At 71.0% G+C, this 24460-nt stretch carries 17 protein-coding genes; 3 read left to right on the top strand and 14 right to left on the bottom strand.

Annotated features, from left to right (window positions below):
- Positions 1 to 126 precede the first annotated feature (126 nt).
- The 3 genes from OG570_RS23010 to OG570_RS23000 form a co-directional block, all read right to left on the bottom strand.
- Positions 127 to 1674, bottom strand: coding sequence for a 4-hydroxyphenylacetate 3-hydroxylase family protein (locus OG570_RS23010; RefSeq protein ID WP_326943488.1), 1548 nt, complete (start codon positions 1672 to 1674; stop codon positions 127 to 129).
- Positions 1675 to 1705: 31 nt separating this feature from the next.
- Positions 1706 to 2950 carry an acyl-CoA dehydrogenase family protein gene (locus tag OG570_RS23005; protein ID WP_326943489.1) on the bottom strand — a complete coding sequence of 415 codons (1245 nt, stop codon included), beginning with the start codon at positions 2948 to 2950 and terminating at the stop codon, positions 1706 to 1708.
- Positions 2951 to 3054: 104 nt separating this feature from the next.
- Positions 3055 to 4485 carry an FAD-dependent oxidoreductase gene (locus tag OG570_RS23000; RefSeq protein ID WP_326943490.1) on the bottom strand — a complete coding sequence of 477 codons (1431 nt, stop codon included), beginning with the start codon at positions 4483 to 4485 and terminating at the stop codon, positions 3055 to 3057.
- Positions 4486 to 4886: 401 nt separating this feature from the next.
- On the opposite strand from OG570_RS23000, the gene OG570_RS22995 reads away from it, so the two are divergent.
- A complete protein-coding gene (locus tag OG570_RS22995) occupies positions 4887 to 6239 on the top strand; it encodes a nucleotide disphospho-sugar-binding domain-containing protein (protein WP_326959186.1) in 1353 nt (450 codons plus the stop codon).
- A gap of 147 nt (positions 6240 to 6386) precedes the next feature.
- Here OG570_RS22995 and OG570_RS22990 read toward each other — a convergent pair whose 3' ends face one another.
- On the bottom strand, positions 6387 to 6656 hold the full coding sequence (locus OG570_RS22990) for a MoaD/ThiS family protein (protein ID WP_247055559.1): 270 nt from the start codon (positions 6654 to 6656) through the stop codon (positions 6387 to 6389).
- 18 nt (positions 6657 to 6674) lie between these two features.
- A complete protein-coding gene (locus tag OG570_RS22985) occupies positions 6675 to 7544 on the bottom strand; it encodes a formylglycine-generating enzyme family protein (protein ID WP_247055561.1) in 870 nt (289 codons plus the stop codon).
- Positions 7545 to 7712: 168 nt separating this feature from the next.
- Here OG570_RS22985 and OG570_RS22980 point away from each other — a divergent pair, with 168 nt between their 5' ends.
- Positions 7713 to 9887 carry a molybdopterin-dependent oxidoreductase gene (locus OG570_RS22980; RefSeq protein ID WP_326959183.1) on the top strand — a complete coding sequence of 725 codons (2175 nt, stop codon included), beginning with the start codon at positions 7713 to 7715 and terminating at the stop codon, positions 9885 to 9887.
- 151 nt (positions 9888 to 10038) lie between these two features.
- Entirely contained in the window at positions 10039 to 10815 is a 777-nt protein-coding gene (locus OG570_RS22975) for a maleylpyruvate isomerase family mycothiol-dependent enzyme (protein WP_326959181.1), read from the top strand.
- A gap of 79 nt (positions 10816 to 10894) precedes the next feature.
- Here OG570_RS22975 and OG570_RS22970 read toward each other — a convergent pair whose 3' ends face one another.
- From OG570_RS22970 to OG570_RS22930, 9 genes are all read right to left on the bottom strand, one after another.
- Entirely contained in the window at positions 10895 to 12328 is a 1434-nt protein-coding gene (locus tag OG570_RS22970; RefSeq protein WP_326943494.1) for an extracellular solute-binding protein, read from the bottom strand.
- A gap of 143 nt (positions 12329 to 12471) precedes the next feature.
- Positions 12472 to 12939 carry an SRPBCC family protein gene (locus OG570_RS22965; RefSeq protein ID WP_247055569.1) on the bottom strand — a complete coding sequence of 156 codons (468 nt, stop codon included), beginning with the start codon at positions 12937 to 12939 and terminating at the stop codon, positions 12472 to 12474.
- Positions 12940 to 13132: 193 nt separating this feature from the next.
- The gene (locus OG570_RS22960; RefSeq protein ID WP_326943495.1) at positions 13133 to 14719 is read right to left on the bottom strand and encodes an MFS transporter; all 1587 of its coding nucleotides are present in this window, start codon (positions 14717 to 14719) and stop codon (positions 13133 to 13135) included.
- A 154-nt stretch (positions 14720 to 14873) separates the two neighbouring features.
- Positions 14874 to 16244: an FAD-dependent oxidoreductase gene (locus tag OG570_RS22955; RefSeq protein ID WP_326959180.1), complete on the bottom strand. Its 1371-nt coding sequence runs from the start codon at positions 16242 to 16244 to the stop codon at positions 14874 to 14876.
- A gap of 20 nt (positions 16245 to 16264) precedes the next feature.
- Entirely contained in the window at positions 16265 to 17920 is a 1656-nt protein-coding gene (locus OG570_RS22950; RefSeq protein ID WP_326959178.1) for a thiamine pyrophosphate-binding protein, read from the bottom strand.
- A 16-nt stretch (positions 17921 to 17936) separates the two neighbouring features.
- Positions 17937 to 18959, bottom strand: coding sequence for a class I SAM-dependent methyltransferase (locus OG570_RS22945; RefSeq protein WP_326943498.1), 1023 nt, complete (start codon positions 18957 to 18959; stop codon positions 17937 to 17939).
- Between the two features lie 67 nt (positions 18960 to 19026).
- On the bottom strand, positions 19027 to 20796 hold the full coding sequence (locus tag OG570_RS22940) for a non-ribosomal peptide synthetase (protein ID WP_326959176.1): 1770 nt from the start codon (positions 20794 to 20796) through the stop codon (positions 19027 to 19029).
- Positions 20797 to 20896: 100 nt separating this feature from the next.
- Positions 20897 to 21661: a DUF2306 domain-containing protein gene (locus OG570_RS22935; RefSeq protein ID WP_326943500.1), complete on the bottom strand. Its 765-nt coding sequence runs from the start codon at positions 21659 to 21661 to the stop codon at positions 20897 to 20899.
- Entirely contained in the window at positions 21658 to 24426 is a 2769-nt protein-coding gene (locus tag OG570_RS22930) for a condensation domain-containing protein (RefSeq protein ID WP_326959173.1), read from the bottom strand. The genes OG570_RS22935 and OG570_RS22930 overlap by 4 nt, the downstream gene beginning before the upstream one ends.
- Between the last annotated feature and the right edge of the window lie 34 nt (positions 24427 to 24460).

The raw sequence follows: 24460 nt of genomic DNA, 5'->3' as shown, positions 1-24460 counted from the left end.
CGAACGTCCTTACCGGACTGTCCTGCGTTCACCGCGAGCTGTCCGACGTCGTCCGGCCGGTCGCGGGCACGCACATGACCCGGGGCGGGCCGCGAACGGCCCGCCCCGGGTCTGTCCAGCATCGGCTCAGCCGAAGAGGTCGCGGCCCGCCTTGCCCAGCTCGTCGAACGAGGCGAGGTCGGGCACCTGCCACCCGTCCAGGTCGTACTCGGACAGGCACTGGTCGACGAGGGCCTTGTAGCCGTCCAGCTGGCCGTCGGCCATCTGCCCGTACAGCAGCTCCAGCCGGGTGTTCTCGTGGCTGCCGGCGTAGTTGCGCTCGTAGAGCTCGTGCCGGCCGCCGAACTCGGTGCCGACCGCGTCCCACAGCAGCTTCATGACCTTCACCCGCTCGACCGCGTCGATGCCGTGCGAGCCACGCAGGTACTTGTCCAGGTACGGCCGGATGTCCTCGTTCCGGAAGTCCTGCGCGCTGGAGTTGAGGTAGATCATGCCGCTCGCGACGTCCTGCAGCACGATCTCGCGCAGCCGCGCGTAACCGAGCTGGGAGAACCACCGGTAGGCCATGCCGTACCGCGGGTTGGGCAGCACCGCGCCGTTGCGCCACGGCACCGGGTTGCGGGCCGCGGCGTCGGACAGGCCCCAGAACAGGTTGCGCCAGGCGAGCACCTCGCCGAGACGTGTCTGCACGCCCCGGAAGTCGCTGACCCCGGTGATCTCCAGTGCCTTGGCGAGCAGGCCGGCCAGGAACTCGAACTTCACCGCGAGCCGGGTGCAGCCCTGGAAGGTGAACCGCTCGATGAACCCGGACTGCCCGGTGAACATGCTCACCTTGGCGACGTCGCCGTAGATGAACACGTTCTCCCACGGAACGAGGACCTTGTCCAGCACGAGGACGGTGTCGTTCTCGTCCAGCCGCGAGGAAAGCGGGTAGTCGAAGGGACTCCCGGTCACCGCGGACGCCGCGCTGTAGGACTGGCGGCAGATCAGCTTCATGCCCGGCGCGTCCATCGGCACGGTCGCCACGAGCGCGAACTTCTTGTCCTTGATGGGCAACCCGTAGTGGGCGATGAAGTTGTAGTGCGTGAGCGCGGACCCGGTCGCCACGACCTTCGCCCCGCTGACGATCAGCCCGGAGTCGGTCTCGCGCTCCACGTGGACGAAGACGTCGGCGACCTCTTCCGGCGGCCGGTGCCGGTCCACCGGCGGGTGCACGATCGCGTGGTTCCAGTAGAGGACCTTCTCCTGCGACTCCCGGTACCAGCGGCGCGCGTTGTCGGCGAACGGGTTGTAGAAGTCGGCGTTCGCGCCGAGCGTGCCGAGGAACGACGCCTTGTAGTCGGGGCTGCGCCCCATCCAGCCGTAGCTCATCCGCGCCCACGACGCGATCGCCTGCTGGTCGGCGACGAGGTCTTCGGCGCTGTGCGGCGTCGTGAAGAACCGGTGGGTGTAGCCCCCGGGGCCGCCGGCGTCGGTCGCGGTGGTGAGCACGTCGCGGTGCTCGGGATCGTGCAGCGCGTCGTAGAGCCGGGCGACCATCCGCACCGGGTTGCGGAACGCGGGGTGTTCGGTCACATCCTTGACCCGCTCGCCGTACAGGTAGACCTCGCGGTCGTCGCGCAGGCTCTCGATGTACTCGTCGCCGGTGAGCGGCCGGGTCGTCTGCTCGGTCATCTGATCATCACCCTCGTGTGCCGGCATGGGGTCAGTTCGTCACGTCGAAGACCAGGCGGGCGAGCTCGCGGTTCGCCGCGCTGGCCAGGAAGATGCTGACTCCGGCGTGGCTGTGCAGGGTGGACATGTCCCGCCAGACCCGTTCGAGCCGGGCACCCGCGCGGACCGAGCTCGAGCCCGCGGTCGGGAACAGCTGCTCGGACACCGCGCTCCAGCACAGCCGGACCGCTTCGCGGCTGATCAGGGACAGCCGCAGGTCCACCTCGCGGGTGAACGCGCCCGGCCCGCGCTCGGCGGTGGCCGTCCACTGCCGCACCGCGCCCGAGAGCGCCGCTTCGGCGGCCGCGATCTTGCCGGCGGCCTCGCCGTAGCGGAACTGGTAGTCCGGGTCCTCCGTGCGGGAGGTGATCGGCGGGAAGAGCGTCGTGCGCTCCCGCATGAGCCCGCCGTAGGCGTCCAGCGCGCCGGTGGCCATGCCGATCGCGATCGCGGCGAGCGGGAACTGCACCGAGCTCAGCACCCCGCCGCCGTACATGGCGTTGCCGTGGAGTTCCTGCCCGGGCGTGCCGTCGACGACCGACGTCATCCCCATGTGCGTGCCGACCAGGCCGAAGTGCGCGGGGATGTGCGCCTTCTCGATCGCGACGCTGTGCGAGCCGCTGCCCTTCAGGCCCAGCTGCGCGCCCCAGTCGTCCAGCCGCCGCCACTGCGCGCGGGGCACCACGAACAGCATCGGGATCGGCGGGGCGCCCTCCGGACCGGCCACCAGGGTGTGGCCGATGAAGTGCGTGGCGTACGGCGAACCCGAGCTGTAGGGGTGGACGCCCTCGATGATCCAGCCGCCGTCGTCGGCCGGCTGCGCGAACCCGGAGATCCCGACCGTGGCCGGGCAGATGAAGTCGCCGTTCGCGAACAGCTCGTCCTGCGCGGTCTCGGAGAACAGCGTCGCCGCCAGGAGCGCGTGCGACGCGCCGAAGGTGTACATCCACGCCGTCGACGGGCAGCCCCTGGCGAGCGCGGACACCACCTGGGCGTGGGTCTCGAGGTCGAACTCGTAACCGCCGTACCGCCGCGGCACCAGCAACCGGTACAGGCCCGCGCGGAGGAACTCGTCGTGGGTGTCGAGCGCGTAGTACCCGCGCTCCTCGGTCTCCGCCTGGCGGTCGACGAGGGTCGCCGCGATCCGCTCGGCCCGGGCGATCGCCTCCCCCGGCGTCAACCCCGGCTCCGGCGCCGACGGGTAGTCCTCTTCGGACACACTCCTGACCGCAGTCATAACCCAGCCTTCTCTCGAGAAACGTCGCTAGTGCCCGGAATCGGGCCGATCGTGACGGGGACGCCGCCGGACGGGACGTCCGGCGGCGGCTCACCCTCGGCCGGTCAGGCCGCCTTGCGCACGTCGGCGGCGGCCGTGAACACCGGCTCCACGTCCGCGGGGGCCTGCCAGACGTGCGGCCGCAGGCTCTCCTTCGACGGGCCGAACATCGACTTCCACAGCACGCGCAGCAGGATGCCGGGGCGCATCAGCGAATCCGGCGTCGCCATCAACGCGGCGACCTTGAAGTACGCGGCGGCCACCTTGCCGTCCCGGGTCGCGGCGATCTGCGTCTTCTTCAGGAACTTCTGCGCCATGCGGACCTGCCGGGTCCGCTCGCCCTTCACCCCGGGGAAGGTCAGGTCGATCGTGTTGGTCATCTCCCACGCCTGGTCGATCGCGTCCTTCGCCAGGTCCTGGAAGTAGTCGAGCGGGATCGGGCCGGCGCCGCTGTGCAGGTGCTGGCGCATGGTGAGCGCGCACAGCGCGGCGACGGTCATGCCCTGCGCGTAGACCGGGTTGAAGCAGGTGACCGCGTCGCCGGTGACGAGCAGGCCCTCCGGGAAGCGCTCCAGCTTCTGGTAGTGCCGGCGCAGCGTCGTCGGGAACCGGAACGCGATCGGCGCGTCGACCGGGTCGGCGTAGCGCAGGACGTCGTAGACGTCCTTGGCCCCCAGCGACCGGATCCACTCGTAGAGCTCGTTCTGGTCGGTCGTCGGGTGGTCGCCGAGCAGGCCGTAGGTCGTCAGCTCGAGCAGGCCGCCGTCGACCTTGAAGAAGACGTTGCCCCGCGGCAGGCCCGGGTGCGCGATCTGGTTGATGGCCGTGTCCTTGCCGAACGGGTCGCAGCCGGGACGCAGCTTGTAGTGCTGCGTCACGTAGACCAGGTCGATCTTCTTGCGCTCCTCTTCGGCCTTCGCGTAACCGAGCTGCTCCAGCCAGACCGGGGTCCGCGAGCCGCGGCCGGTCGCGTCGACCACCAGGTCGGCTTCGAGGACCTCTTCGGTCTTCTTGCCGTGCGCCTGCACGCGGGCGCCGGTGATCCGGCTCTTGTCCGCCGTCGTCTCGAGCCCGAGGATGTCGTGCTGCTCGACGAAGGAGACGTTGGGGATGGCCTGGACGCGCTCGCGGATGTGCCACTCCAGCACCGGCCGGAGCACACCGAGGGCCGGCAGACCGGCGTGGTGCTGCTTGAGCCGGTAGCCCTGGGTGTACCAGCGGCAGGTGCCGGCCAGGTCGCCCTTGGGCGCGCCGTTGTCGACCAGTTCCTGCGTGATGCCGGGGAACAGCTCCTCCATGGCGTGCACGCCCCTGGCCTGCAGGCCGTTGGCCTGCTGGCTCTGCGGGCAGAACCGGCGCACGCCCTTCGTCCCGACCAGTACGTCACGGTCCACGATGAGCACCTCGTCGTAGGCATCCGCGAGCACTCGTGCCGCGAACAACCCGGCGATGCTTCCACCGAGCACCACCGCGCGCGATCCAGCGTTGTGGCTCATCACGGATTCCTCCTTGATACCTAAGAATTTGGTGATCTCGTCAGTCCTGATCCGGTACATCCAGTGGAAGGGAAACTCGCCAAACCCGCCGTCCACGCGAAGGTCAGCGTCACATTCGCGGCCGTGCGGGGTCATCTCCCGCATTGCGGACGCCCGGCCGGTTCCGGTAGTCCATTGTGGACGCACGAACCGGGCCGCAAACCCACGACGACCAGGTGCGCACTCGAAGAGATGTTGCGGCGGACGGCCCCTGGCAGGCTGCTGAGTGTCCAGCGGACGCGTGTTTCTCGCCCGGGCTCGCTCGCGCCGCGCTGAAGCACGCCCGTCCTGGCTCGACACCGCGGGGCCGGACGGCGCCCCGCCGTCCGACCGCCCACCGAGATCGACCGAAGGACGAAGCCATGCGCGTGATGATCGCGACGGTGCCCCATCCGAGCCACTTCTACACGCTCGTTCCCTACGCCCAGGCGTTGCAGAACGCCGGCCACGAGGTCGTCGTCGCGGCGCCGCCGGGAGCCGAGCCCGCCCTGGTCGCGGCCGGTCTGACCGCCGTCAGCAACGGCGTGCCGACGCCGCTGACCCCGGCGAACCTGCGGAAGGTCGGCGTGCCCGACCTCGAGAAGATGGACCGGTTCGCCGACGCGTTCGGGCTCGACGACGCCACCCGCGACCGCTGGGACGCCTTCTACCAGTTCTTCGCGTTCAACAACCGGATGTCCATCCCGACCGAGCCGCAGGCGACGCTCGACGGGCTCGTCGACTTCGCCAAGGCGTGGAAGCCCGACCTGGTGCTGTGGGAGAACTGGTTCCAGTTCGGCGCGATCATCGCCCGCGCGTCCGGCGCCGCGCACGCGCGGATCCTGATCAGCCCGGACTACGGCGCCTGGTCGCTGGAGCTGTACGCGCAGAAGGGCAACGACGCGGTCGCCGCGATCGGCGGCAACCCGATCGTCGAGGACCTCGAGCCGGTGGCGAAGCGCTACGGCGTCGAGATCGACGACGACCTGCTGCTCGGCCAGCTGACGATCGACCCGCTGCCCCGTGAGCTGCGGATGTCCGAGAACATCACCGCGGCGCCGGTACGGGCGATCCCGTACAACGGCGGGGCGCAGAAGCCGGAGTGGCTCTACGGGCGGCCGGCGAAGCGGCGGATCGCGCTGACCCTCGGGCTGTCCAACCGGTTGTGGCAGGTCGACGGCGACCCCCGGCTGCCGAAGCTGCTCGCGGCGGTGGGCGAGCTGGACGTCGAGGTGATCGCCACGGTCACCGAGCAGCAGCTCAAGCAGGTCGAGACGATCCCGGACAACGTGCAGGTCGTCGACTACGTCCCGCTGATCCAGCTGCTGCCGACCTGCGACGCGATCATCTCGCACGGCGCCACCGGCACCTTCTGGGCGGCGCACTCGGCCGGCATCCCGCAGATCATCCTGGACACCGACGAGAAGCACCGGATGATCTGGAGCGGCGACGGCGACAACATCAGCGTCAGCAACGCCGACCGGCACGGCGACTCGTGGGTCTGCGCGAAGTACATGACCGACCACAACGCCGGGCTGCGGGTCAACCACCAGACCGAGTCGGTCGAGGAGATCCGCGCGAAGATCGACGCGCTGCTGACCGACCCGGCGTACCGGGAAGGCGCCAAGGCGCTGCACAAGGCGTGGGCCGACCGGCCGAGCCCGGCCGAGCTGATCCCCGAGCTGGTCCGGCTCGTCGAGCGGCACCAGGCGCAGGTGCCGGCCGACCTCCGATGACCTGAAACGCCGCCAGCACGCGAAACCCCCGGTCGGTTCGCCGACCGGGGGTTTCGTGCGTGCCGGACCGGCTCTCCCCGGCACGCACGAAACGGCCCGGTCACCTCGGATCGAGGTGACCGGGCCGTTTCGTGGTGGACGGCCGGCTCAGCCGCCGGCCATCGGGGAGATGATGGTGACCGTGCTGCCGGCCGCGACCTCGGTGCTGTCGCGGTGGTTGCGCATGATGAGCTCGTCGTCGACGAACATGTTCACGTACTTCACCGGCGAGCCGTCGGTGCCGATCAGGCGGCGGCGGAACACCGGGTTCTCGTCGACGAAACGTCGCATGACGTCGTACAGCAAACCGGATCCGTCCACTTTGTAGCCGGTCCGCCGTTCCGGGGACCACACCGCCGGCACAATGATCGTGATCATGGTGACTCCTCCGTGTGTTTATGCGTCCTTCGCGCAGCGGAACCCATGCGCGAAGCTGGACCAGCCCAACGGATCGCCGTGCATCCGTTCCGTGCAGCGGACCTGGTAGCGGAAATTCATCCAGGATCCACCGCGGATCACCCGGTAGCGCCCCACTGTGGCGTGCATCGTGGGATCGCACCGGGTCGACTCGTCGTACAGGTGGGAAAGCGTGGAGGTCCACTCGTAGACGTTGCCCGCCATGTCGGCGCACCCGTGGGCGCTGTCGCCGCCACGGCCGGAGAACGCGCCGACGGGCGTGCTCAACGGCACCGGGCCCCGCTTGGCGTAGAGCGTCAGCCACCACTCCCGCCACGAGTCCAAAGTGGTCAGTTTGCCGGCGTGGTACTCGGCGGTGTTGGCGTTGTCGCCCTGCCAATCGTCGCCCCACGGCCAGATCCGGACCTCGACGCCGCGCGCCGCGAACTCCCACTCCGCCTCGGTCGGCAACCGCAGGCCCGCCCAGTCCGCGTACGCGTTGGCGTCGTCCCAGGACACGTTGACGACGGGGTGGTCGTCGTAGTCGTCCGGCACGATCCCGGGTCCGCCCGGCTCGCGCCACCACACCCCCTCGTGCTCGGTCCAGCCGAAGTCGTCGTAGATCAGGCCGAACCCACGCCGTTCGGCGTCGGTCACGAAACCGGTCTGCCGCACGAACTCGGCGAACTCGGCCACGGTGACCGGGTGCCGCGCCATCCAGAACGGCGCGACCGCCCGCTTGATCTGCGGCGTCTCGTCACCGAACCAGTCCCGCGGCAGCGGCTGGTCCGCCTCCAACATCCAGTCCACCAGCCACGGCGGCGACCCCTGCAGGAACTCACCACCCGGCACGAGAACCATCTGCTCCATAGGAGAATGGTCGCCGTTCCGGCAATCCGTGGCTTCTCTAGTGTTGCCGAGCCGTCCGGCCGCGCACCCGGCGGCCAGAGGGCATGTGCGGATAAGACAACCCGCCGCGACGCGGTCATCCTGGGAGGGAACCAAGCAAGCCGACCGCGATCCCAAGGTGGCCCGAGGATGACGACCGCGCACCGCACCTGCCCCATCTGCGACTCCGTCTGCGGTCTCAAGATCGACCTCGACGTCACCGGCCGCGTCACGTCGGTGCGCGGTGACGACCTCGACCCGTTCACCGGCGGCTACCTCTGCCCCAAGGGCGCGAGCATCGGCCGCCTCGACGAGGACCCCGATCGCCTGCGCCACCCCATGATCCGGGAGGGCGACGAGTGGCGCGAGGCCTCGTGGGACGAGGCGTTCGCGGCGGTCGAGCGCGGCATCAACGGCGTCATCGAGAAGTACGGCCGGGACGCGGTCGCGGTCTTCTTCGGCAACCCGACCTACCACACGATGGCCGGGTTCCTGTACCGCATGCCGCTGATCCAGTCGCTGGCGTCCAAGAACGTCTACTCGTCCGGCACCATCGACCACATGCCCAAGCACGTCGTGTGCGGGCACCTGTACGGCGACCCCTTCGCGATCGCGGTCCCCGACGTCGACCGGACCGACTACCTCCTGGTCATCGGCGCGAACCCGATGGAGTCACACGGTTCGCTGTTCTGCGCGCCCGACATGCCCAAACGCCTGCGGGCGCTGCGGAAGCGGGGCGGCAAGCTGGTCGTGGTCGACCCGCGGCGCACCCGCACCGCGGCGATGGCCGACGAGCACTTCTTCGTCCGGCCGGGCACGGATCCCTTCCTGCTGCTGGGCGTCGTCCACACGCTGCTCGAGGAGAACCTCGCGACCGTCACGCTCGACGTCAACGGCCTCGACGAACTCCGTGAGCTGGTCAAGGAGTTCCCGCCGCACGCCGTCGCGGACGCCTGCGGCGTGCCGGCCGACGGCATCACCCGCATCGCCCGCGGCCTGGCGGCGGCGCCGACGGCCGCGGTGTACTCGCGCATGGGCGGGTCGGTGGTGGAGTTCGGCACCCTGACCCAGTGGCTGGTCGACGTGATCAACATCCTGACCGGCAACCTGGACAACCCCGGCGGCACGATGTTCGCCAAGACCGCCGCGCTCGAGGTGTTCCGCACCGGGCAGCCGTTCGAGTGGGCCCGCTGGCACAGCCGCGTCAAGGGGTACCCCGAGGTGCTCGGCGAGCTGCCGACGGCCACGCTGGCCGACGAGATCGAGACCCCCGGCGAAGGCCAGGTCCGGGCGCTCATCAACATCGGGGCCAACCAGGTCGTCGCCGCGCCCAACGGGCCGCGGATCGGGAAGGCGTTCGACCAGCTCGACTTCATGGTCGCCGTCGACCCGTACCTCAACGACACCACCAAGCACGCCACCGTGATCCTGCCGCCGCCGCGGATGCTGCAGGCGCCGCACTACGACTTCCTGATGCAGATGGTCATGGTGCGCAACTACACCCGCTACTCGCCCGCGGCCCTGCCGCTGGACGAGGACCAGCGGTCCGAGGCGGAGATCCTGGCGCGGCTGACGCTGATCGCCGCGGGCGCGCCCCTGGCGGCGCCGACGTCCGCGATCGACGAGGGGTTCATCGGCCAGCTGCTGACGGGCGCGACGCAGATGCCCGGCTCCCCGGTCGAGGGCATGGACGTCGCGGACCTGCGGGCCACCATCGAGGGCGACGACGGCGTCGAGCAGATCCTCGACACCCTGCTGAAGTTCGGCTCGTACGGGCTGTCCCTCGCGAAGCTCAAGGAGCAGCCGCACGGCATCGACCTCGGCCCGCTCGAGCCGCGGCTCAAGGAGCTGCTGACCACCCCGTCCGGCCGCGTCGAGCTCACGCCGGAGGCGATCGTCTCCGACCTGGCCCGGCTGCGGGCCAAGGCCGCGGAACCGGTGCCGGAGATGCTGCTGATCGGGCGGCGCCAGCTGCGGTCCAACAACAGCTGGCTGCACAACGTGAAGTCCCTGGTCGGCGGCAGCAACAAGTGCACCCTCCACGTCAACCCGGCCGACATGGCCAAGTACGGGCTGGGCGAGCGGGCCGTCGTGCGGTCGGCGGTGTCCGAGCTGATCGTCGACGTCGAGCCGACCGACGTGGTCATGCCCGGCGTCGTCAGCCTCCCCCACGGCTGGGGCCACAAGGGCGGCCGCCAGCGGGTCGCCGAGGAGAACGCCGGCGTCAACGCGAACGCGCTGACCAGCGACCTCGTCGTGGACGTCCCCTCGGGCAACGCGGTGTTCAACGGCATCCCGGTCACCGTCAGCCCCTACGAGGCCTGAGCGCCAACCGCACTTCGGATACCGCCCCAGCGTGCTGTTACACGCTCGGGCGGTATTCGCGCGTTCGCCGCCGTTCCGGGTTGACAGCCACGCACCGTGCTGGTCCGATACGGAGTGCTACTGGCGTCTAGCGAACATCGAGGCGAAGACCGTGGACACCTCCGCGCACCTGGAATCCGTCGTCGCGCAGACGAAGACGTTCGCCGAGTGGGTGCAGGGCCAGGACCCGGCGACCCGGGTGCCCACCTGCCCGAAGTGGAGTCTCGCCGAGCTCGTCGGGCACGTCGGCGGCACGCAGCGGATGGTGGCGACGCTGGTGGGGCAGCGGCTGACCGACCCCAGTGCCGCGCTGGCCGCCATGGACACCGGGCCCGCCGATCCGGCCGGCTGGCGCGCGTGGCTGACCGGCACCGCGGCCGCGGCGGCCGACGCGTTCGGCTCGGTCGACGACAGCACGCCGGTGTGGGACCCCTCCGGCGGGGACTCGGGTGTGCCGTTCTGGGCGCGGCGGCTGTTCGGTGAGATCACCGTGCACCGCGCCGACGCCGCCGGCGCGCTCGGCGAGCACTACGACGTGTCGCCGGACCACGCCGCCGCGACCATCGACGACTGGCTGGAGACGATGACGTCGCCGGGTTACGCGCAGGCGCGGCCGGAGTTCGTCGACGCGATCCGCGACACCGGCCGGGTCCTGCACTTCCACGCCACCGACACCGCGCACGAATGGCTCGTGCGCCGGACACCGGACCTGGTCGTCCTGGAGCGCGCGCACGCCGAAGCCGACGCCACCGTCCGCGGGCCGGCCGCCGAGCTGCTGCTCGTGCTGACCCGGCGCCGTCCCCTGGACGCCGCGCGGAACCTGGACCTCTACGGCGACCGCGCGTCGCTCGACCACTGGATCGAGCACATGGACTGGGTCGCCGGCTAGACATGAGAAAACGGGCCTGACCAGCCGGTCAGGCCCGTTCTCGTGTGGGATGTCGCGCCCCGGTCGGTTCCGTACCGCGTCAGTCCTTGTTGACGATGCGTTCCAGGTCGCGGCCGCCGTAGTCCTTCCCGGCCACCACGCCGGCGTAGTGCTCCACCTTCAGGCTGCTGTGCGGGGCCGCGTCCGGGTCGCGCGGCGCCGGACCCGTCGCCCAGGCGTTGTAGTCGTCCAGCAGGCCCTGCGCTTCGCGCGTCGCCGCGGCGAGCCGCTCGGCCGGGTCGATCTCGGTCTCCAGCACGTCCTGCACGGCCCGGTTCATCACGTCCTGGGTGCCCGCGAAGTTGCCGAACACGGCGCCCCGCACCTTCGGCACCCCGCTCGCGACCGGGGTCGCCTTCGCCGGGGCGGCGTGGAGGTGGTCACTCGCCACCCGGTGGTACGGGTGCTCGGCGAACCAGCCTTCGCTCTCGAGCAGGTCGAACGCGCCGTAGGTCATCGGGACGAAGCTGTTGTCCTTGTGCCGGTCCGCGGCGTTGCGCGGGTTGTGCAGGAACTGCGTGAACGCGAGCGCGCCGTCCTCGGTGGCCTTGTCGAGACCGTTCGTCAGCCACAGCGACGTGCCGGCGACGTGGTTGCCGGCGTAGGGAACGTGGTCGTTGAACGGGAAGATGCCGACGGCGAGGTCGAAGCCGGCACCTTCCGCCGCGCGCAGCGTGTAGTTGATGTCGTTCGACGACGAGAGCCGGATGGCGGCCTGCTGCTCGGCGAACGGGGCGAAGCTCTCCATCCAGCCGGGAATCGCGCCGGTGTGCAGGTAGTGACCGTCGCGGTGCAGCTCGCGCCACCACTCGACCCAGGTCAGCATTTCCTTCGACGCCAGCTCGATCTTCGTGGCCCGGCCGGAGCGCCCGTTGTCGTTGTTCACCAGCTGCCCGCCCTGCGTGGCCACCGCCTGCTGGAACAGCATGGCGTGGTTCGCCCAGGTGATCGGGTGCTTCGGGGGGTTCTTCGCGCCCGCAAGCGTTTCGCACGCGGCGGTGACCTCGTCCCACGTCTCCGGCAGCCGGGTGATACCGGCGGCCTCGAGCAGGCGGGTGTTCGCGAACAGCAGGCTCGTCGTGCCGACCGACGGCATCGAGAACAGGTCGCCCTGGTGGCTGAAGTAGTCGCGGAACGGTGCGATGACGTCGCCCGCCACGACGGGTTCGCCGCCGATCTCGGTGCGGCCGTCGATCGCCTTCTCCAGCGAGGTGAACAGCGGACGGCCGTCCTGGCGGGTCATGTCGCGGGCCGACTGGCCCAGGTAGGAATACAGCTCGGACACGGCCGGCGGGTTACCCTGCGCGGCGGCCTGCGCGACTTCGAGCGGCGCGTTCCAGAAACTCGTGGCCGTTACCTTGATGGCGTATTCGGGGTGCAGCTTCTCGAATTCGGCGCCGATCTGGTACCAGCGCTCCATCCAGCCCGGAAACGTATTGTCCGGCACCCATACGTCGATCACGACCTTGCCCATTCGAGCTCCTCACCGCGTAACCCGGAAAGCGACACCCACATGGTCACACGGCCGGACCGGACCGGACATCTCCACGATTGCCGGACGAGCCCGGCACTTTGATCGGGTGCGATGAGCGCACACCGACCAAAGCACCGGTCGGCTCAGGCCTGCGCGAGGTAGTCGGCCAGGGACTCCATGAAGCTCAGCCAGCCCTGACGGCTCGGCTCGATCTGCTCGTCCGGCAGGTGCCCGATCTGCTTGAAGACGATTTCGGTCTTCTCACCCTGGTCGTTGAACGCGACCACGATCAGCTCGGCGTTGTCCGCGTCGACGTGGTTGTCGTCGATCAGCGTGAACGACAGCACCGACGGGGACTCCAGGTCCTTGTACACGCCGTGGAACGGAACCTCGGTGCCGTCCTCGCCGTCGGACTTCATCGTGGCGGCCCACTCGCCACCGGGCCGGGCGTCGATCGACACGGTGGACCGCGCGGTGCTGAACCCGGTCGGGCCCCACCACGCGGCGAGCTGGTCCGGGTCGGTCCACGCCTCGAAGACCCGCTCGCGCGGGGCGTCGATGATCCGGGTGAACCCGAATTCCTTGGTGGTCGCTGATGACGCGTCAGCCATCGCATGTCCTTTCTCGCCTGTGGTGATCTTCGGTTCTTCGGTTGCACTGGCTCAAGGACCGCGACCGAGGTCGCGGTCCTTGAGCCGGCGGCTGCCGCCCTTCGCGAGCGACGGCCTCAGGGTGGTGCACAGGTGCCGGCGGGTCGAACCCGGCGACGACGTCGCCACCGGATTCCCCGCCCGCACGCGCTTTCTAGCTTCGCGCCGCCGGCTCGGCGGCCGTGTCCGCGGTGTCCGCGGCCTCGGCGTCCGGCTCGGCGGCCGCTTCCGGTGCGGGCGCCTGCTGCTGCCCGGTGGCCGGCAGGTGCCGCAGCCCGACCGCGGCGATGACCGCGGCCGCCGCGATGATGATCGCACTGCCGATCGCGGTGCCGTGCACGCTGCTCGTGATGGCCTCGTAGGCACTGTTCAGCAGGTTCCCGGACTCCGCCGGGGGCAGGCTGCCCGCGACGGACTGGGCACCGGCGATGCTCTCCCCGGCCGCGTGCGCCTGTGCGGCGGGGATGGCCGGATCGACCACGACGGTGTTCCGGTACAGCGTGGTACCCACCGTGCCGAGCACCGCGACGCCCATCGCCACACCGAACTCGCCCGAGGTCGACGTCATCCCGGCCGCCGCACCGAACTTCTCCCACGGAGCCGACTGCATCGCCAGCGCGGCGCCGAGCCCGGCCAGCGGGCCCATGCCGATGTTCGCGATGATCAGACCGGTGAGCAGCAACGGGATGTTGTTGCCGGTGCTGTCCAGCTGGGTCAGCAGCAGGTACCCGATGGCCGAGACCACCAGGCCCACCGCCATCAGCCGGCCCGGCGGGATCCGGCGGGCCATCAGCGGCGCCAGCTGGATCATGACCAGCGTGCAGAGCGCGGGCGGCACCAGCCACAGCGCGGTCGCCACGGGCGACAGCCCGGAGACCGACTGCAGGTACATGTAGACGAAGAGCTGGTTGCCGGCGATGAACCCGGAGGCGACCGTCATGCTCAGTGCCGAACTGAACGTCCGGTTCTTGAACAGCGTCAGGTCGAGCAGCGGGCTGTCGATCCGCTTCTGCCGGCGCAGGAACGTGATCGTGCACGCCACGCCGACGACGACGGCGACGATCGACACCGCCGAGAGCCCGTCGTGCGAGATCTGCTTGAGGCCGTAGATGACCGGCAGGATCGCCAGCAGCGACAACACGACGCTGGCCGGGTCGATCTTGCCCGCGGCCGGGTTCTTGAACTCCGGCAGCACCTTCGGTCCGACCACGAGGAGGATGACCATGACCGGCACGCCGATCAGGAACACCGAACCCCACCAGAAGAACTCGAGCAGCCCGCCGCCGATGATCGGCCCGAGCGCGGTGCCACCCATGAAGCAACCCATCCAGACGCCCATGGCCATGGACATCTGCTTGGGGTTCGGGAACATGGCGGCGATGAGCGCCATGGTGGAAGGCATGATCGTGGATCCGGCGACCCCGAGCAGGGCCCGCATGACGATCAGCATCTCCGGGCTCGTGGAGTACGCCGCCAATATCGAAACGACGGCGAACGCGGCCGCGCCGATCATCAGCAGCTTTTTGCGGCCGATCCGGTCGCCGATGTTCCCCATCGTGATGAGCAGGCCGGCGACCAGGAAGCCGTAGATGTCCGTGATCCACAGTTGCTGCACACTGCTGGCCCCGAGATCACCACTCAAATGCGGCAGCGCCAGATACAGCACACTCATATCGAGCGCCACCAGAATGGTGGGCAGGGCCAGCACCGCCAGCCCGATGAACTCTTTCCGACCGGCCAACCCGGTCGGTCCAGCGCTTGTGTCCATGATGATGCACTCTTTCGCGTCGTCGGGTCCCGCGAGCGGCCCCGTGGGATCACACCCTTCTGTGCGCCCTTCCTGTTGTACCGTCTGTGGCCAACTGATTCTTCTCCGAAATTGCGGTGTACTCCACTTAGCCGAGTGCTGTGGCATTCGGGGCTATGTCGCCGCGGAACCGGCCGGCGGGATCGACCCGCTCGCGCACCGCGTCCACCTCGGCGATCTGCTCCGGGCTGAGGTGCCCTTGCGGCTGCTCCACGTGCTCGACGAACGACGGTACCGTCCGCCCGGTGTCCCACTTGCTCAGCGCCGCGCGCACCACCGCGGCGTGCTTCCGCAGCGCCTCGACGGTCACCGGCCCCATCGGCACCCCGGACCCGGCGTAGGAGAACCGGGCGTCCAGGTGGTTCAGCACGCCGCCGGCCGGGTCCGGCCGCGAGTACGCGCCGCCGAGCTGACGCAGCCCGGCCGCCACGAGCGGTGAGCCCGAGCCCTCGCCGAGCACCCGCAGGAACGCGGCCTCACCACCGTCGTCGAGCTCGCCGAGCAGCATGTGCTCGCCGACGACGGGGACCGGATCCGTCGGATCCATGTGCGCCGCCAGTACGGCGGCCGGTTCGGCCCGGTGCCAGGTGTCCATGACCGGCTCGGCGATCGCGCGCAACGGGTCGAGCAGCTCGGCGGTGTGCCGCCGGGCCGTGGCCTCGTGGTCGTCGTCCGTGCTGAGCACCGCGCCGTCGAGGCAGAGGACCGGCCCGCCGGCCAGGACCGGTGGCACGTCGGGGAGCGGGGGCAGGTTCAGCACCCGCAGCGACGTCGTCACCTCGTCCGGCGCGGTCAGCGTCCACGCGCGCCACGCGGCGAGCAGCTCGGCGGCGTGCTTCGCGGGCCAGAACGCGGCGCCGGTGTGCACCGACGACGCGGGGAACAGGGCGATCTCGATCGCGGTGACGACGCCGAAGCCGCCGCCACCACCCCGCAACGCCCGGAACAGCTCGGCGTCGGTGCCGGCGTCCACCCGGCGCAGCTCGCCGTCCGCCGTGACCAGCTCGATCGCCCGGACGCTGTTGGCGGCCAGGCCGAACCGCCTGCCGTAGGCGCTCATCCCGCCGCCGAGCGAGTACCCGACGACGCCGACGGTCGGCGAGGAGCCGTGCGGGGCGGTCAGCCCGTGCGGGGCGGCGGCCTCGACGACCGCTCCCCAGCGGGTGCCGGCCGGCACCCGGGCGACCCGGGCGGCGGCGTCGATCTCGACCTCGCCGCGCAGGGCGGTCTTGACGAGCACCGCGCCGGCCATCGGACGCTGCGCGCCCGCCGTGTGCCCGGTGGCGAGGATCCGCACCGGCGCTCCGGTGGCCTCGGCGTACCGCAGCGCCGCGCGGATGTCGTCGATCGTGTGCGCCGTCAGCGCCGCCGCCGGTTCCGGCACGGCGGCGAGGTTGAAGACCTGGGTGGCTTCTGCGAAACCCGGCTCGTGCGGGAGCGAAACGGTCTTCGGTGCCATCGCGGACTCCTTCCGTGTGGTCAGTGCCCGGCGATCAGGTCGGACAGGAATGGGGCGATGACGTCCGGCACGACCTTGCAGTCGAGCACCAGCACGCCGCGGGAGCCGCGGGCCTGCCAGTCGCGCACGGCGTCGAGGTCGGTCACCGTGCGCACCACGGCCGCTTCGGCGCCCAGCGCCCGGGCCACGCCGGCGAAGTCGGTGTCGGCGAACGACGCGGTGCGCGGATCGGCGCCCCGCGGGGTGTACAGGTGCGCTTCGAAACCGTAAGAAGCGTCGTCGTAGACGACCACGAGCGCGGGTGACCCGGCGCGGACCAGGGTGTCCAGCTCGGGCAGCCCCATCAGCGAGCCGCCGTCGCCGAGCGCCACCACGGTCAGCCGGTCGGCACGCCCGGCGGCGGCCCCGACCGCGCCGCCGAAGCCGAGCCCGATGGCCTGGAACGCGCCGCCCATGAACACCATCGCCGCCGGGTCGGGCACGGACCAGTACATCGACGGCCAGCTGATGAAGTGCCCGCCGTCGTAGACGACCGTCCGTTCGGCGGGCAGCAGCTCGCCGAGGGCTTCGGTCAGCGTGCGCGGGTCGATCCGGCCGGGCGTGCTCGCGTCCGGGTGGGCCTGATCGGCCCAGGTCCCGCACGGCAGCAGGTCCTCGGTCGCCTCCCGCCAGCCCGACGCGGGCAGGTTCGCCGCGTTCACCGCGTCGGTCAGCGCCGACGCCGTGACGGACGCGTCGGCGGTGATCTCGAGCGACACCGGGGCGGTGCGGATGCGCGCCGCGGTGTCGACCCGGACCACCGTCGCCCCGGGATCGAGCAGCCGCCCGCCGTGCAGGGTGAAGGGGTCGAGGTCGGCGCCGAACACCAGCACCAGATCGGCCTGGCCGATCAGCTCGACGGCCGGCGGCGCGGCGAAGCCGCCGCAGATCCCCAGCGCGTACCGGTTCCCGGCGAACAGGCCGTTCGCCATCACCGTCGTCGTCAGCAGCGCGCCGGTCCGGGCGGCCAGGTCCGCCAGGGGTTTCGCGGCGCCGGCCCGCCACGCCCCCAGCCCGGCGAGGATCAGCGGGCGGCGAGCGGTGGCCAGCAGATCCAGCACCGCGCCGACGTCACCCGCCGCCGGCGCGGCCGGCACCCGCTCGGCCTCGGCAGCCAAGACGGCTGTCACGGACACCGGGCCGCCCGGCACCTCGGCGTTCAGCAGATCGTTCGGCAGGCACAGCAGCACGGGCCGGTTCAGCGTGCGGGCCAGGCGCAGCGCCTCGGCCGCGTCGGCCCGCGCGGTGCCTGCGTTTTGCACCCGCACGACCTCGGCACCGAGCGCCCGCGCGAACACCGTCTGGTCGACGTCGCAGCGGCGCAGGCCGCCCACCGGGCTGTCACCGCACAGCACCACGACGCCGCTCCCGTGCCGCGCGGCCTCGGCCAGCGCCGTCGCCGTGTTGGCGATGCCCGCGCCGTGGGAGGTCGTGCAGACCGCGACCGCGCCGCTCACCCGGTGGTAGGCGTCGGCCATGGCCATGGCCCCGCCCTCGTGCCGGGCGGCGACGTAGTGCACGCCACGTTCGATGAGGCCGGCGGCGGCCAGGATGTTCCCGCCGCCGACGACGCCGAACGCGTGCCGGACGCCGCCGGCCGCGAGTTCGTGGGCTACTGCCGCCGCGAGTGTCGTCACTGGGGCTCCCCGTCAGTCAGGCGAGTTCCGCGATCACTTCGCCGGCCGCGACCTCGATCCTGTTGACCCGCAACAGGTCCCAGCCCGACTCGGCGAAGACCGAGCACCAGTCGCGCAGGGTGGGCAGGAACGTGCCCATCAGGTCGTGCCCGAGTTCGAAGCCGAGGGTGAACACGCCGAGATCGGTGTCCTGGACGTCGACCGACCGCGTCGCGTCACCGAACAGGAACCGCTTGACGTTCGGGAAGAGCTCCCGCAGCCGGCGCAGGGTCGCGACGCACTGCTCCCGCGGCCAGAAGTCGTGCGCCATCATGAAGCAGGTCAGCACCTCGACCTCGCGGAACTCCGGCCGCTCCTGCAGGTTCAGCACGTCGTCCTGGAAGAACCGGGCGCGGTCGCCGAAGCCCTCTTCCGTCGCTTCGGCCCGGGCCACCTGGAGCGACGGCTCGGCGATGTCGATGCCGAACCCCGTGGTGCCGGGATGGCGGCGGAGCATGTCCATCAGCCGGCCGCCGCTGCCGCAGCCGAGGTCGGCGACCACGGTGAACGGGAAGTCGATGCGGCTCAGCGCCGCGTAGAACGTCTGGTCGTAGGTGATGGCGCTGATGTCCCGGCAGGCGTACGCGATCGCCGCGGCGTCCCGCTCGTAGTAGTCACCGACGCGGTTCTTCTCGACCAGCGCCGTGGGCATCTGCCGGAACAACGCGGCACTGCCGCGGTTCAGCCAGTGGAAGAACGACTTGGTCCGGTAGATCTCGTCGAACTTCTCGGTCGCGATGACGACGGTCTCGATCCGGCGCACGATCTCGACCGAGGCCAGCGCGCGGAACATGCTGAGCGTGGAGAGCGGGTCGAGGCCGTGCGCCTCGGCGAACTCCGCGGAGTCGAGCTTGCGGTTCTCGTTCAGCTCGTCCAGCGCGCCGACCTCCCAGGCCGCGCAGATCGCCCAAGCGGCCACGGCCGAGTTGTAGATGTGGGCGGCGTCGCGCGCACTCCGGAAATCCTCGGCGATCCCCCGCCTCATTTCGACGCCGTTCACGTACCAAACGTCGTTCACAGACTCCGCGCTCACATTTCCTCCCGTTTCGGCCGGGTCGGCCCGTCGCTCACTCATCGTTGGTCACTCCCCGGTCGTCGAGGAGCTTGCAAAGGTCGGACACGGTCGGCGCGTTGAACAAGTCGGCGATGGTGAGCTCGACGTCGAACCGCGTGACGATCCGGCTGATCAGCCGCATGGCGAGCAGCGAGTTGCCCTCGAGATCGAAGAAGCTGTCGTCCATGCCGACCCGGCCGACGTCGAGGACCTCCTCGAACACCGCGCACAGCACCGCCTCGCGCTCGGTCACCGGCGGCCGGTAGTTCGCCGACGTCCCGGAGTCCGGTTCGGGCAGCGCGGCGCGGTCCAGCTTTCCGTTCGGCGTCAACGGCAGCCGGTCGAGCGGGACGACGACCGACGGCAGCATGTAGTCGGGCAGCCGGCGCGCCGCGTCGGCCAGCAGCTCCACGGTCGCCGGCACCGGGTCCGTCCCGGCGGGGAACACCACGTAGGCGATCAGGCGGTGCCCGCCGAGCTCGGTCTCGCGCGTGACGACCGTGGCGTGCACGACCGACGGGTGCGTGGCGAGCGTCGACTCGATCTCGCCGAGCTCGACGCGGTAGCCGCGGATCTTGACCTGGCTGTCCGCCCTGCTGACGAACTCGAGCACGCCGTCGGTCCGCGTCCGCACCAGGTCCCCGGTGCGGTAGACGCGGTTTCCCGGCCCCTCGAACGGGTCCTCGCGGAACTTCTCGGCCGTCAGGTCGTCCCGACCGGTGTAGCCGAGCGCCAGCCGGGGGCCGCCGATGTAGAGCTCGCCGACCTTGCCCGGGCCGACCGGCCGCAGCTCGTCGTCGAGCACGTGCGGGCGGACGTCGTCCATCGGGTAGCCGATCGGGATGGTCCGGGGCTCCGCGAACGGCGCGGTCATCGGGAAGTGCGCGGCGAACGAGGACAGTTCGGTGGCGCCGTACATCGCGCGGACCACGAGCTCGGGGCAGGCTTCGAGGGCGCGTCGCACGGCCGCGGGCGCGATGACGTCGCCGCCGGTCAGCACCTCGCGGACCCCGGCGAACACCTCCGGCGCCTCGTCCGCGACGACCCGGAACAACCCGGCCGTCAGGTGCATCGCGGTGATCGACTCCTCGGCGACCAGCGTGCGCAACCCGTCGACGTCGAGCGCGACACGCGGCAGCACGATGGTCCCGCCGCGCAGCAACGGCACCCAGATCTCGTAGGTGGACACGCCGAAGGCGTGCGGCGCCAGCATCGGCACCCGCTCGTGGTGGCCGGTGTCCCAGCACGAATCCAGGGCCAGGCCGAGCACGCCGCGGTGCGTGACGGCGACGCCCTTCGGCTCACCGGTCGACCCGGACGTGTGCATGACGTAGGCGACCTGGCCGCCGTCCGCGTCCGCGAGCACGGGGTCCACTGTGGACTGTCCGGCGAACTCCGCCGGGTCGTCGGCGAAGACGACCCGCTCCGCGCGCGGCAGGCCACGCATCCGGGCCGGCGCGTCGGCCAGCAGCAGCGGGCCGTTCGCGCGGTCGAGGATGTCCTGCGCGCGTTCGACCGGATAGGCCTCGTGCACCGGAAGGTAACTCGCGCCGGCCTTGAGCACGCCCAGTATCGCGACCACCAGCTCGACCGACCGCGTCATCGCCAGCGCGACCGGCTCCCCGGCGGTCACGCCCGCGTCCAGCAGCCGGTGGGCGACCTGGTTCGCGCGTTCGTTCAGTGCGCGGTAGGTCAGCCGGGTGTCCCCTTCGGACAGTGCGACCGCGTCCGGCGTCCGGTGCACCTGCTCGACGAAGCAGTGCGGGATCGAGGTGTGCCGCATCATCCGCTCCTCGCCTCGTGGACCAACTGGTGTTCAGTCTGCTTGCTCTCGAGATCGCGCGGCGTCTCCAGCCTTGCGCCGGCCCGCCGCGCGGGTGCCGTCACGCCGCGGCTGCCTCGTGCTCGCCCGGACGCCGCCGCCGGCCGGCGGCTCGCTGCGCGAGGTCGATGACGACCGGGTCACCGGCGACCGGCACGCTCTTCGCCCGGGACGCGCTCTTGCCACGCACCACGAACCAGTGGGCGACGGCGAGGTGCAGCACCCACGGCAGCCAGTCGATCGAGTCGACGACGAGGGCTGGGCTGACCAGCGGGGCGAGCAGCGGCGCGGCGACGACGAGCCCGGCGCTCGTGGTGACCACCAGGGTCAGCGCGACGCTGTAGGACATCCACTGCCGGTGCTTGTCGATCTGGCCCCGCCGGGCGGCCCGCCAGGCGATCGCGGTCGTGACCGCCCACACCGTGCCCCAGAAGAAGCTGGCCGTGTTCGCCGGGTTGCCGATGGCGAACAGCAACCCGACGAGCATGACCGAACACGGCAGCACGCCCGCGAAGACGTAGGCGCGACCGCTCCACCGGTGCAGGCGCGGCCACCGCCGCCGCAGTCCCGGCCAGATCTGCACGAACGCGGTGAGCACGGCCAGGATGCCGAAGGAGCCGTGCAGCACCCGGACCGCGGGAACGGCCGGGTCGACGAACTCCGGCAGGAAGTGCGGCAACATGAAACTCAGGTGGAGCACCACGCCCGCGGCGAGCAGCAGCAGCCCCGCCACCGGCCACGACCACACCCGATGCTCGATCGGGCGGGCAAGTGTGGCCGGCGGCCGGGGTTTGCGCTGCTGCCCCCGCGGGACCGTGGATCTCACGGACGCACGGCGTTGATGATCAGGAACGTGCCGGGCGTCGTCTCGTCCTCGATCTCCAGCCCCGCGTCGGTCAGCCAGCCGACCAGCTCGTCCCGGTCGAACAGCGTCAGGCCGTCGTTGTGCGCCGGGAACCGGTGCCGGCGCGCGAAGTACCGGTAGACCGGGTCGTCGGAGTTGCGGAACGTCAGCACCGTGAACGTCCCGCCCGGGCGCAGGCAGCGGGCCACCTCGGCGATGGCCGCGGGGGCCTGGGCCGGGAAGGCCTGCAACGCGTTCCAGCACAGCACGGCGCCGAGCGACGCGTCACCGAAGGGCAACGTGGCGGCGCTCGCCAGCACGGCGGGCACCTCGGGAAGCCGGCCGCGCAACGTGACGAGCATCGGCAGCAGCAGGTCGAGCGCGATGACCCGCTCCGGGCCGACGGTCTTCGCCAGCACCTCGGTCCACCGGCCCGCACCGGCCGCCAGGTCGAGCACCGGGCCGTCGACGGGACGCACGTGCGTGGCGATGTAGTCGTCCTCGTCGGACGGCAGGACCTGACCGGCCCAGTTGGATCCGCACAACCGCACGAAGTTCGGCCGGGCGTGCGCCTCGTAGTAGTGCCCCATGCTCGGCACCTGCGCCAGCTTGAGCAGGAAGTCGTCACCGGTCTCGCCGACGCGGGCGGTGAGGTCGAGGATACCCTTCTCGACCGGGTAGGCGTTCGAGCACGCCTCGCACGTGGCGAGGTTGCCCTCGAGCCGCAGCGAACCACCGCAGCCCGGGCAGCGGAACGCCGCCGCGTGCTGCGCCAGCAGTTCCGCTCCGGCGGCGGCCGGCTGGAGGTCGCGGTCCGGCACGGAGTCCGACGACGCGGGCAGCACCGGTCCGTTGCGGACCGCCCAGCGCGCCTTCACGCCGAGGTGGCCGAGCACGGTTTCGGTGTCCTCCTGCCAGAGTTCGGCGATCTTCTCGGCACCGAGGGCGCTGATCCGCGCCCGGTCGAACCGGCGCGCGGCCTCGTCGAGCTCCCACGCGGCCGGGTGCGGGAAGACCCGGCCGATGTCCGGGTCGTCCGGGTCCAGCTCGGCCAGCGCGCGACCCAGCCGGGACAGGTCCTCCGGGTCGAGCGGCAACGTCGTCGCCGTGTCGAGCACCCGGGACCGGTCCTGGGGGAAGTGCGCCACCAGGTACAGCAGCGCCAGCGACAGCGCCTCGTCCGTGGTCTCCCGCCAGATCGACAGGTAACCGTCGAGGTGGGCGCGCACGGCGGCGGTCACGGGACCCGCCGGCTGTCCTTCTTCGGCTTCGACGGCGAGACCGAGCAGGATCGCCAGCTCACCCTTGCGGGCGTCCTCGGCTTCGATCAGCGCGGCGGCGAGGGCCGCGGCGGCCGGGTTGGCGGCGAGCGTTTCCGTTGTCTCCGCAACGGCCGGCGACCACTCGGGCAACGCGGCGTCCGGATCGGTCACCGCCGCGCGCAGGATCCGCTCGAACGTGTGCCCCCAGCTCCGGATGGTGTCCGCGTCGAAGAGGTTGGTGTCGAACTTCAGGCTGGCGACGGTCTCCCCGGTGGGCAGCACGTCCAGGGCCCACACGATCCCGTCCGGGATGCCGCTGCTGACGTCCTGGGACAGCAGCCGCCGGCGCAGCTCGGTGACGGCGAGCCCGCCGACCGTTTCGCTGCTCTTGTCCGCCGGGAACTGGAGGAGCTCGAACGCCGGCAGGTCGCGCTCCGGCGCCATCGCCGGCCCCATCAGATCGGGGGCCGCCCCGGCGATCAGCGGGAACGGCAGCTCGTGGCTGTAGGCACCGAGGCACGACGTCCGGGTGCGGTCGAGGACGTCGGCGAACGTGCGGCTGCCGGCGAGCTTCGTGCGCAGCGGCACGAAGTTGAGGAACGGGCCCACCGCGTGGTGGAAGTCGCCGAGCCCGCGGCCCGCGCTGAACGACGCCGCCACGATGTCGTCGGAGCCGGTGAGCTCGCGCAGCAGGAGGTTGTACGCGCTGAGGAACACCATGAACGGCGAGGCGCGCAGCGACTTCGCCAGCTTGGACGTCGCGGTGGTGAGCTCGGCGTCGAGCAGGAAGCGTTGGGCCGCGTAGACCGCGGTCTTCCCGGCGAACGGCCGGTCGGCGGGGATCACCGAGATCTCGGCGCCCGCCAGCTGCTCGCCCCAGTACGCCACGGCCTTCGCGACCGACTTGTCCCCGAGGCCGGCGCGCTGCGCGGCGGCGAACTCGTGGTACTGCCGGGCCGGCGGCAGCGCGGGCACGTCGTGACCACTGCGTGCCGCGTAGAAGTGGGCGACGTCGTGCATGAGCACGCCCATCGACCAGCCGTCGGCGACGAGGTGGTGGACCAGCAGCACGAGCACGGCGTCGTCGGGGGCGAACACGGCCAGCGCGGCACGCAGGTGCGGCAGCTCGGTCGCCGGGTAGCGCCCCGCCTCGACGGCGTTGAGCAGCTCTTCACCGCGCAGGTCGCGCTCGTCGAGCGGCGTCCCGCTCAGGTCGTGCACGGCGAGCTGCACCGGCGCCGGCGCCGGGTCCGCCGGCAGCGCGACGGACGTCCCGCGCGACACCGGAGTACGCAGGATCTCGTGCCGGGCCACGACGTCGTCCAGCGCGCCGGCCAGCACGGCCGGGTCGACCGGCCCGCGCAGCCGCCACGCCGAAGCCAGCACGTAGGCCGGGCCGAACGAGCCCATCTCGTCGCCCTTGTCGAGCGCGTTGATGAATTCCTGTTGCAGGGACAGCGTTTGCGAGGTGTCCGATTCGGTCACGATCCGCTCCGGTGCTTGGTGGCGAGTTCGGCGA

Origin of the sequence: Amycolatopsis sp. NBC_01286 (genome assembly GCF_035982555.1) — a bacterium.
Lineage (GTDB): Bacteria > Actinomycetota > Actinomycetes > Mycobacteriales > Pseudonocardiaceae > Amycolatopsis.
This window is presented reverse-complemented; position numbering and strand designations above follow the sequence as displayed.

Coding starts and splice junctions, on each gene's coding strand:
- OG570_RS22995 (WP_326959186.1), top strand. CDS start 4,887: ATGCGCGTGATGATCGCGACGGTGCCCCATCCGAGCCACTTCTACACG.
- OG570_RS23000 (WP_326943490.1), bottom strand. CDS start 4,485: ATGAGCCACAACGCTGGATCGCGCGCGGTGGTGCTCGGTGGAAGCATC.
- OG570_RS22965 (WP_247055569.1), bottom strand. CDS start 12,939: ATGGCTGACGCGTCATCAGCGACCACCAAGGAATTCGGGTTCACCCGG.
- OG570_RS22980 (WP_326959183.1), top strand. CDS start 7,713: ATGACGACCGCGCACCGCACCTGCCCCATCTGCGACTCCGTCTGCGGT.
- OG570_RS22955 (WP_326959180.1), bottom strand. CDS start 16,244: ATGGCACCGAAGACCGTTTCGCTCCCGCACGAGCCGGGTTTCGCAGAA.
- OG570_RS22985 (WP_247055561.1), bottom strand. CDS start 7,544: ATGGAGCAGATGGTTCTCGTGCCGGGTGGTGAGTTCCTGCAGGGGTCG.
- OG570_RS23010 (WP_326943488.1), bottom strand. CDS start 1,674: ATGACCGAGCAGACGACCCGGCCGCTCACCGGCGACGAGTACATCGAG.
- OG570_RS22970 (WP_326943494.1), bottom strand. CDS start 12,328: ATGGGCAAGGTCGTGATCGACGTATGGGTGCCGGACAATACGTTTCCG.
- OG570_RS23005 (WP_326943489.1), bottom strand. CDS start 2,950: ATGACTGCGGTCAGGAGTGTGTCCGAAGAGGACTACCCGTCGGCGCCG.
- OG570_RS22940 (WP_326959176.1), bottom strand. CDS start 20,796: ATGCGGCACACCTCGATCCCGCACTGCTTCGTCGAGCAGGTGCACCGG.
- OG570_RS22990 (WP_247055559.1), bottom strand. CDS start 6,656: ATGATCACGATCATTGTGCCGGCGGTGTGGTCCCCGGAACGGCGGACC.